The sequence below is a fragment of the Siccirubricoccus phaeus genome, assembly GCF_008360935.1.
In the GTDB taxonomy this organism is placed as follows: domain Bacteria; phylum Pseudomonadota; class Alphaproteobacteria; order Acetobacterales; family Acetobacteraceae; genus Siccirubricoccus; species Siccirubricoccus phaeus.
Map to the genome: position 1 here is coordinate 149,329 of NZ_SRXO01000014.1, position 8,324 is coordinate 157,652.

Below are 8,324 nucleotides of genomic sequence, written 5' to 3' on the forward strand. Positions count from 1 at the left end.
CCGCCGCCCGGGACCGGCCGCGGGGAAAGGCCGAGGCTCGGCTCCGGCACTGCCCTGCCCGGCGGGCCCCGGCCCCTCAGGCCCGGCGGCGCCCGCCGCCGCGGCGCTTCTCCGGCGTATAGCCGCCGCCCCCGGGGCCGAGCGGCTTCGGCCGCCATTCCTGCTTCTGCCGGGCGGGGGATTTGCCGGCAGCCGCCGGCCCCCGCGGCACCGCCTCCTGCAGGCTCCGCCCTGCCAGATTCGGCGCCAGGCCGAGATCGAGCGATTCCAGCCGCTTGATCTCGTCCCGCAGCCGCGCCGCCTCCTCGAATTCCAGATCGGCCGCGGCGGCGCGCATGCGCTTCTCCAGCTCCGCGATCGTCGCGCGCAGATCCTTGCCGACGAATTCGGCGGTGGCATCGCCCTCGACGGCCTCGACCGTCACGTAATCCTGCTCATAGACGGACTGCATGACATCGGCGATCTGCCGCTTGATGGTCTGCGGCGTGATGCCGTGCTCGACGTTCCAGGCCATCTGCTTGGCGCGGCGACGCTCCGTCTCCTCCAGCGCGCGGCGCAGGCTGTCGGTCATCCGGTCCGCATACAGCACCACGCGGCCCTCGGCATTGCGCGCGGCGCGGCCGATGGTCTGGATCAGCGAGGTGGTGCTGCGCAGGAAGCCTTCCTTGTCGGCGTCGAGGATCGCCACCAGCGTGCATTCCGGGATGTCGAGGCCCTCCCGCAGCAGGTTGATGCCGACCAGCACGTCGAAGGCGCCGCGGCGGAGATCGCGGATGATTTCTATCCGTTCCAGCGTGTCGACGTCGGAGTGGAGATACCGGACCTTGATGCCCGCCTCGGTCATGTACTCGGTCAGGTCTTCCGCCATGCGCTTGGTGAGCGTCGTCACCAGCACGCGGCCGCCCTTCTTCACCTGCTCGCGGCATTCGGCGAGCAGATCGTCCACCTGGCCTTCCACCGGGCGGATATCCGTCACCGGATCCACCAGCCCGGTCGGCCGGATCACCTGCTCGGCGAAGACGCCGCCGGTGCGCTCCATCTCCCAGGCGCCCGGCGTGGCGCTGACGAAGATCGTCTCCGGCCGGTAGGCGTCCCACTCCTCGAATTTCAGCGGCCGGTTGTCCTTGCAGGAGGGCAGGCGGAAGCCGAACTCGTCCAGAATGCTCTTCCGCGCATAGTCGCCGCGATACATGCCGCCGAGCTGGCCCACCGTGACGTGACTCTCATCGACGATGAGCAGCGCGTTCTCCGGCAGGTATTCGAAGAGGGTCGGCGGCGGCTCCCCGGGATTCCGGCCGGTGAGGTAGCGGGAGTAATTCTCGATCCCCTTGCAGGAGCCGGTGGTCTCCAGCATTTCGATGTCGAATTGCGTGCGCTGCGCCAGGCGCTGCGCTTCCAGCAACCGGCCCTGGGCCTCGAGTTCCGCCAGCCTTTCCTTCAGCTCCGCCTTGATGCTGAAGATGGCCTGGGTCAGGGTCGGGCGCGGGGTGACGTAGTGGCTGTTGGCGTAGATCGCCACGCGCTCCATCTCCGCCGTCACCTCGCCGGTCAGCGGATCGAATTCGCGGATGCCGTCCACCTCGTCGCCGAAGAGGGAGACGCGCCAGGCACGATCCTCCAGGTGGCTCGGCCAGATATCCACCGTCTCGCCGCGGATGCGGAAGGTGCCGCGGGCGAAGAAGCTGTCATTGCGGCGGTATTGCTGCTCGACGAGGCCCTTCACCAGCAGGTCGCGCTCGATCCGCCCGCCGCGCTCCAGCTTCACCACCATGCGGGAATAGGTCTCGACCGAGCCGATACCGTAGATGCAGCTCACCGAGGCGACGATGACGACGTCGTTCCGCTCGAGCAGCGCCTGCGTCGCCGAGTGGCGCATCCGGTCGATCTGCTCGTTGATCTGCGCGTCTTTTTCTATGTAGGTGTCGGTGCGCGGGACATAGGCTTCCGGCTGGTAGTAGTCGTAGTAGGAGACGAAGTACTCCACAGCATTCTCGGGGAAGAAGCTCTTCATCTCCCCATAGAGCTGCGCCGCCAGCGTCTTGTTCGGCGCCAGGATCAGCGTCGGGCGCTGCACCGCCTCGATCACCTTCGCCATGGTGAAGGTCTTGCCGGAGCCGGTGACGCCGAGCAGGACCTGGTCGCGCTCCTGCCCCTGCAGCCCCGCCACCAGCTCGCGGATCGCCGTCGGCTGGTCGCCATTCGGCTCGAAAGGGGAAACGACCTTCAGCGCCCGCTCATGCGGCGGGGCGGGGCGTTTCGGCGGATGGAACAGGACGGGGGCGAGGTGGTTCATCGCATCGCCTATCTGGGGCGGCCATGCTGCCATGGAAAGCCGGGGCGGGACGAGGGGCGTTGGGCAGAAGCGCCGCGTGAGATCACCCAACCCTCCCCGCCAGCGGGGGGTCGGCGGGGCCCGCGCCCGAAGGACCTGGGAGGGTGGGATGCGACCGGGCCCGCACCCGCACAGCAGCGGGGGGAGGAGGAGCCACCGCCCCTACCCCAGCGCCATCAACCCCGCCCGCAGCGCCTCCGCCGTCACCCCGCCCAGCCCCGCCTCCACCACCGCATGGGTCGCCCGCCAGATCGGCAGCGCCGCGGCCAGCCTGGCCTGCCCCGCCTCGGTCAGCCGCAGCAGCCGGCTGCGGCGGTCTTTCGGGTCGCCCTCGCTCGCCACCAGCCCGTCCCGTTCCAGCGGCTTCAGCGCCGCGATCAGCGTGGTGCGGTCCAGCCCCAGCAGCTTGCACAGCGGCAGCATCCGCGCCGGCTCCGGCCGGTTCAGCGCCATCAGCAGGGAGAATTGTCCGTTGGTCAGCCCTGCCGGCCGCAAGGCTTCATCGAAGCGTCGCGCCAGCGCCCGCGCCGCGCGCTGTACATGCAGGCAGAGACAGGCGTCGCGCACCTCCAGCGTCGTCTCGAAGGGCACCGGTCTTGACATGCCCTGATTATGTTGATATCAACGTTTTTGTCAAGCCGGGACAGATCGGGCGCCGCAACCAGCCCGTTCCGGCCAACACAGCCCGCGCCGCACCAGGCCGGGCACGGAAGGAGAGGAAGGCCGGCATGAGCGGATCGCGGATGGGCTATGTGGATGGCTTCGTGCTGGCCGTACCGGCAGCGAACAAGGAGGAGTTCCGCCGCCACGCCGCGGCGGCCGCCCCCCTCTTCAAGGAATACGGCGCCACCCGCGTGGTGGAATGCTGGGGCGACGACGTGCCGGACGGCAAGCTCACGGATTTCCGCGGCGCCGTGAAGGCGGAGCCGGGCGAGGTGGTGGTCTTTTCCTGGATCGAATACCCGTCCAAGGACGTCCGCGACGCCGCCATGAAGCGGATGATGGAAGACCCGCGCATGAAGCAGATGGGCGAAATGCCCTTCGACGGCAAGCGCATGATCTTCGGCGGCTTCGTCCCCGTCGTCGACGCCTGAGGGAGCGCCCCATGCCCAACCCCCATGGCGATTTCATCTGGTACGAGCTGCTGACCAGCGACCCGCAGGCGGCCGAGGCCTTCTACGGCGCGGTGCTGGGCTGGCAGGCCTAAGGTGCCGGAGATGCCCGGCGGGGCGGAATCCGGCTACCGCCTCTTCTCCACCGGGGAGATGGCGGTGGCGGGGCTGATGGCCCTGCCGCAGGACGCGGCGGCGCAGGGCATGCAGCCCGGCTGGCTGGGCTATGTCGGCGTGGATGACGTGGACCAGGCGGCGGCGTCCATCCGCGCCGCCGGCGGCGCGCAATTCGTGCCGCCCACGGATATCCCGAATGTCGGCCGCTTCGCCTTTCTCGCGGATCCGCAGGGCGTGGCCTTCTACGTCATGCGCGGCGTCTGCGACCAGGCGAGCACCGCCTTCGATCGCGACCGCCCCGGCCATTGCCACTGGAACGAGCTGACCACGCCGGACCCGGCGGCGGCCCTGGAATTCTACGGCAAGCAGTTCGGCTGGGAGAAGCAGGGCGCCATGCCGATGGGCGAGCATGGCGAGTACCAGTTCATCGCGCTGCAGGGGAAAGTGCTGGGGGCGGTCATGCCCAGGCTGCCGGATGTGCCGCGCGCGGCGTGGAATTTCTACTTCGGCGTCGCCGATATCGACGTGGCGGCGAAGGCGGCGAGCGGCGCCGGCGGCACCATCCACTACGGCCCCGCCGAAGTGCCGGGCGAGGTCTTCGTCGTCGTCGGCAACGACCCGCAGGGGGCGCAATTCGGGCTGGTGGGACCCCGGCGGACGTAAGTGCCGGGGGCCTCGCCCCCGGCTTCGCCGTGACTCGGCAGGTTCAACCCACGGGCCCGGACCTCAGGCCGGAGTCCGGGGCCAGATCCCTGGCCCCGGCAGGGGCTGGCGGCACTGCCGCCAGCGGGCAGCGCCCCGGATTCAGCGCCTGCCCCGCAGCATGGAGCTGATCAGCCAAGTCGCGGTCACGGCGATGCCGATCGCCAGCAGCGGCTGCGCCCGCGTCGCCTCCCGCAGATGCCCGGCGACATAGACCGCGGCGTCGCGGCCCTCCCGCGCATAATCCCGCGCATTCCCCACGGCTTCGGAGGCGGTGGGCACGACGCGCCGCTCCACCAGATCCTCGAGCTGGGACCAGAGCCGCGCCAGCTCCGTCCGCGTCTCGTCGCCGCGGCTGCGGAATTCCCGGCCGCGGTCGCGGAACTCCCGCCGGGCGCGCCGCCCGTAGCTCTCGGCGCCGTCGCCGAGCTCATTCGCCTGGGTGCGCAGGGCGGACAGGATACCACCAGCCATGGCGTTACTCCCTCATTTCGCTCTGCCCCCCTAACGGGGTTGGTGGCCGCGGGTTCGCCTCTCCGGTAGAAGCCCTGCCATGCAGGCAGCGGTGATCGGGGCCGGCCCGGCGGGGCTGATGGCGGCGGAGGTGCTGGCCGCAGGCGGCGCCGCCGTGACGGTGCTGGACCGCATGCCGAGCCCGGGACGCAAATTCCTCATGGCCGGCCGCGGCGGGCTGAACCTCACGCATGCCGAACCCCTGGAGTCCTTCCTCTCCCGCTACGGCACCGCCCGGCCGCATCTGGAACCGCTGATCCGCGCCTTCCCGCCCGCGGCGCTGGTGGCCTGGGCGGAGGGGCTGGGCCAGCCCTGCTTCACCGGCAGCAGCGGGCGGGTGTTTCCCCGGGCGCTGAAGGCCTCGCCCCTGCTGCGCGCCTGGCTGGCGCGGCTGGCCGGGCAGGGGGTGGCGCTCCGCCTGCGCCATGCCTGGCAGGGCTGGACCCCGGCGGGCGAGCTGGCTTTCGCCACGCCGGAGGGGCCGGTGGCGCTGCGCCCGGCGGCCACCGTGCTGGCGCTGGGCGGCGCCTCCTGGCCCCGGCTGGGGGCGGATGGCGGCTGGGCCGGCTGGCTGCCGGGCGTGGTGCCCTTCCGCCCGGCCAATTGCGGCTTCCGCATCGCCTGGTCGGAAACGCTGCGCCGCCGCTTCGCCGGCACGCCGCTGAAGCGCATCGCCCTGGCCTTCCGCGGGGCGGCGGTGCGGGGCGAAGCGATGGTGACGGAAGCCGGGATCGGCGGCGCCGTCTATGCCCTGGCCGCGAAGCTGCGGGAGGCGATCGCGGCGGAGGGCCCGGTGACGCTGGCGCTGGATTTGCGGCCGGACCTTTCCGCCGAGGCGCTGGCGGCGCGGCTGGACGGGCCGCGGGGCGGCGTCTCCCTGGCCAATCATCTGCGCCGGGCGGGGCTGGCGCCGGTGGCCGCGGCGCTGGTGCAGGAGGCCTTGCGGGCGGGGGCGGCCGGGCCGCTCTCCCGCCTGGTGAAGGCGCTGCCGCTGCGCCTGGAAGCGCCGATGCCGATCGGGCGCGCCATCTCCTCCGCTGGCGGGCTGGGCTGGGCGGCGCTGGATGCGCGGCTGATGCTGCGGGCGCGGCCCGGCGTCTTCGCGGCGGGGGAGATGCTGGACTGGGAAGCGCCGACCGGCGGCTACCTGCTGCAGGCCTGCTTCGCCACCGGGCGGGCGGCGGGGCTGGGGGCGCTGGCCTGGCTGCAGGCGGAGGCGGCGCCGGCGGTGAACCCGCCCGGCCGGATGCCGGCGCGGGGCAGCTAGAGCAGATCGCCGGAGGGCGGCATCGCCCGGAGGCGTGAAGCTGCTCTACAATCCATACGCTAGAGCGGTTTCGCGCTGCACAGTCAGCGTGAAACCGCTCTAGTGTCCTGCCCGCGAAGTTCGCTGGATGTCCAGCGAACGCAGCGGACACGCCGGCCACTGAAAACAAGAGCTAGCGGCCCCGGGAACGAAGTCCGCAGGACTGCGGAATCGGGCCACTAGAGCAGATCGCCGGAGGGCGGAATCGCCCGGAGGCGTGAATCTGCTCTACCATCAATAAGATAGAGCGTCTTCACGCTGCGCAGTCAGCGTGAAGACGCTCTAGGACGATGTCGCCGGATCCTGGCCCGACCCCGAGAACCGCCGCCGGACGGCCGATGCGAGCGCGCCCTGCCGCGGCGGCGAAGCCGTGCATTGCCGCCGGCCGCGCCGCCGCGCGAGACTGCGGCCAACACAGCCTGGGAGGAACAACCATGCCCGTCACCCGCCGCGGGGCGCTGCTCACGCTGCTGGCCGCGCCGGCCCTGCTGCCGGTGGGCCGCGCCCGCGCCCAGGCCTTTCCGCAGCGGCCGGTGCGCCTCATCGTCCCCTATACGCCGGGCGGCGTTTCGGACATCACCGCAAGGCTGATGGCCGAGCCCCTGGCCGCCGCCTGGGGCCAGCCCGTGCCGGTGGAGAACCGCGCCGGCGCCGATGGGGTGATCGGCACCGAGACCCTGGCCCGTAGCGCGCCGGACGGCCACACCCTGGCGCTGGTCTCGGTGGGGCATCCGGTGAATGCCGCCTATTACCGGCTGCCCTATGACACGATGCGGGACTTCACCTTCGTCACCCAGACCACCTCGACGCCGCTGGTGCTCTGCGCCGGCAAGGGTTTCGGGCCGAACACCCCGGCGGAGCTGGTGGCGCATGCGAAGCGCCACCCGGGCGTCACCTTCGCCGGCACCGGCGGGGTGGTGCGGCTGGCGCCGGTGCTGTTCGGCCAGCTCACCCAGACGGAGCTGAGCTACGTGCCCTATCGCGGCAGCACCGCGGCGCATCCGGATCTGATGGCCGGGCGGGTGGACATCATGTTCGACACGGTGCCGGCCGCGCTGCCGCACATCCAGTCCGGCGCGCTGAAGGCGCTGGCGACCACGGGGGCGAAGCGCGCGCCGCAGCTCCCCGATGTGCCGACCGTCGGCGAGGCCCTGCTGCCGGGCTTCGAGGCCTCCACCTGGGGCATGGTGATCGCGCCCGCCGGCGTGCCGGCGGAGACCCTGGCGAAGCTGAACGCCGATTGCGTGGCGGCGCTCCGGCGGCCGGAGGTGGTGGACCGCCACCGCGTGCTGGGGGCGGAGATCGTCACCTCCTCGCCCGAGGAGATGCGCGCCTTCTGCCAGGCGGAGCTGACCAAATGGGGCGAGGCGGCGCGCAAGGCCGGGATTACGCCCCAATGATATTTCCCCCCGACGTCCAGGTGGCGCCCTGCGTGCCCTTGAGCGCGGTGGAGCAGCCGATGGCCTGTCGGCGCCGCCTGTGGGCATGGTGACGTCGCCGGCGCAGTTCTTCTGGAATCTGGAGAAGCGGGCGTAGTGGCGGCGTGCTCCACCGCCCCCCCTGCGCCATGCCCCTGCGCCATGCCCGGGGATGACGCACGGGGCTACGTCGCAATGCCGGCGAATTCCACCGGGTGCACACCATGGCGGTGGACAGCCGCGGCAATGTCTTCGCAACGGAGGTGGACAACGCCAGGCGCGCCGAGCGCTGCCGCCTGGCCGGCCAATTGCCGCGCTGAACCGCGCGCCTTTGCGGCGGGCCGAGGCGCCTGGTCCCCTGCGGCCTCGGGCAGCGACCCCGGAAACCGGCCGGCCCGGCCTGGCCTGCCCGGAACGATCCGCCCCGGCCCCGGCCCGGGCCGCGCTGGGCGCTTGACCCGGCGCGCGGGGCTGGGCCATGCGGGGGCGGTGATCCCACGCATCCTTCCGGCCCTGCTCGCCCTGCTACTGGCTCCCGCCGTGCTGGCCGCGATTGCCCTGGCCCCGGTCGCGCTGGCCCCGGTCGCGCTGGCCCCGGTCGCGCTGGCGCAGAGCAGCCTGGGCCAGTCGGGCGGCAGCCTGCCGCCGCCCCGGGCCGCCGCGCCTTCGCCCGGCGGCGCACCCGCCCCGCCCGCCAGCCCCGCCGCCCCGTCCCGGCCGCAGCCCGCATCCCGGCCGCAAGCCGCACCCCCCCGCCCTGCCGCACCCCAGGCCCAGGCGCCCCGGGCCACGGCCCCGGCGCGGCAGACGCCGGTGGTGGAACC

General features: G+C 72.2%; 9 protein-coding genes. 6 read left to right on the forward strand and 3 right to left on the reverse strand.

Annotated elements, in window-relative coordinates:
* Positions 1–76: 76 nt before the first annotated feature.
* Both uvrB and E5N76_RS19475 read right to left on the reverse strand, forming a co-directional pair.
* Positions 77–2,293 carry an excinuclease ABC subunit UvrB gene (gene uvrB / locus E5N76_RS19470; RefSeq protein ID WP_149538985.1) on the reverse strand — a complete coding sequence of 739 codons (2,217 nt, stop codon included), beginning with the start codon at positions 2,291–2,293 and terminating at the stop codon, positions 77–79.
* Positions 2,294–2,494: 201 nt separating this feature from the next.
* Positions 2,495–2,935, reverse strand: coding sequence for a MarR family winged helix-turn-helix transcriptional regulator (locus E5N76_RS19475; protein WP_149538986.1), 441 nt, complete (start codon positions 2,933–2,935; stop codon positions 2,495–2,497).
* A gap of 125 nt (positions 2,936–3,060) precedes the next feature.
* On the opposite strand from E5N76_RS19475, the gene E5N76_RS19480 reads away from it, so the two are divergent.
* The 3 genes from E5N76_RS19480 to E5N76_RS19485 are packed head-to-tail and all read left to right on the forward strand — an operon-like array spanning position 3,061 to position 4,224.
* The gene (locus E5N76_RS19480) at positions 3,061–3,426 is read left to right on the forward strand and encodes a DUF1428 domain-containing protein (RefSeq protein ID WP_235907780.1); all 366 of its coding nucleotides are present in this window, start codon (positions 3,061–3,063) and stop codon (positions 3,424–3,426) included.
* Positions 3,427–3,437: 11 nt separating this feature from the next.
* Positions 3,438–3,539, forward strand: a complete 102-nt coding sequence (locus E5N76_RS31400; protein ID WP_408021716.1) for a VOC family protein — start codon at positions 3,438–3,440, stop codon at positions 3,537–3,539.
* Positions 3,540–3,549: 10 nt separating this feature from the next.
* Positions 3,550–4,224 carry a VOC family protein gene (locus E5N76_RS19485; protein ID WP_235907782.1) on the forward strand — a complete coding sequence of 225 codons (675 nt, stop codon included), beginning with the start codon at positions 3,550–3,552 and terminating at the stop codon, positions 4,222–4,224.
* Positions 4,225–4,365: 141 nt separating this feature from the next.
* Here E5N76_RS19485 and E5N76_RS19490 read toward each other — a convergent pair whose 3' ends face one another.
* Positions 4,366–4,737, reverse strand: coding sequence for a hypothetical protein (locus tag E5N76_RS19490; protein ID WP_149538987.1), 372 nt, complete (start codon positions 4,735–4,737; stop codon positions 4,366–4,368).
* Between the two features lie 79 nt (positions 4,738–4,816).
* On the opposite strand from E5N76_RS19490, the gene E5N76_RS19495 reads away from it, so the two are divergent.
* The 3 genes from E5N76_RS19495 to E5N76_RS30105 all read left to right on the forward strand — a co-directional run.
* The gene (locus E5N76_RS19495) at positions 4,817–6,043 is read left to right on the forward strand and encodes a BaiN/RdsA family NAD(P)/FAD-dependent oxidoreductase (RefSeq protein ID WP_149538988.1); all 1,227 of its coding nucleotides are present in this window, start codon (positions 4,817–4,819) and stop codon (positions 6,041–6,043) included.
* 473 nt (positions 6,044–6,516) lie between these two features.
* Complete coding sequence (locus tag E5N76_RS19500; RefSeq protein ID WP_149538989.1) at positions 6,517–7,482, forward strand: tripartite tricarboxylate transporter substrate binding protein; 966 nt, start codon at positions 6,517–6,519, stop codon at positions 7,480–7,482.
* Between the two features lie 507 nt (positions 7,483–7,989).
* Positions 7,990–8,324, forward strand: a 335-nt coding sequence (locus tag E5N76_RS30105) for a hypothetical protein (RefSeq protein ID WP_207792025.1), incomplete at its 3' end; no start/stop codon positions are given.